Origin of the sequence: Mesorhizobium sp. M7A.F.Ca.CA.004.12.1.1 (assembly GCF_003997835.1) — a bacterium.
GTDB lineage: Bacteria > Pseudomonadota > Alphaproteobacteria > Rhizobiales > Rhizobiaceae > Mesorhizobium.
In genome coordinates, this window is sequence record NZ_RZRK01001442.1 from 1 (window position 1) to 604 (window position 604).

Annotated in this window: 1 protein-coding gene; it reads right to left on the reverse strand. The window is 68.9% G+C overall.

What is annotated here, in order from left to right; translation table 11 throughout:
- Positions 1-604, reverse strand: a 604-nt coding sequence (locus tag EN984_RS36935; RefSeq protein WP_127384469.1) for a tetratricopeptide repeat protein, incomplete at both ends; no start/stop codon positions are given.

The following is a 604-nucleotide window of genomic DNA, read 5'->3' on the forward strand; positions in this document are numbered from 1 at the left end:
GTCTCTGCTCGATGTCGCGCGAGCCGGGTTCGAGGGCAAGCGCCTGCCGGTAGGCATCGCGCGCGGCGTCGTCGTCGCCACGGGCGCGGCGCACATCGCCGATTCCCACCAGCGCTTCGGCATTGCGCGGATCAATCGCCAGCACCCGCTGAAACGACTGCTCGGCCCGCGTGTAATCCCGCTCGAGCAAAGAAATCCGTGCGTCGAGGGCGATCGCCTCGGCGTTGCCTGGCGCGGTGCCAAGCACATCATCGATCATCGCGCGGGCGCGCGGCACGTCGCCCTGCCAGATCGCCAGCCGGACCTTGCCGAGGCGGGCGTCGAGAAGGCCGGGCTTGATGGCCAGCGCCTGGTCGAAGAAATGCCCGGCCTCGTCGAATTTCTGTTGGGAGCCCGCCACGAGACCCATGGCGACCAGGATGTCGGTGTTTTTAGGCGCCAGCCCGAGCGCGCGGCAATAGGCGTTCTCCGCCTCGGGCAATTGTCCCGCCGCCCGCAATCTCTGGCCCTTCTCCATCAGGCCGGCGACAGGATCCGGCCGCGGCGGGCGCAGCTTCTTCCTCGCGGTCGCAGGCTTCTGCTTGCTGCTGTCGGCCTGCTGGGC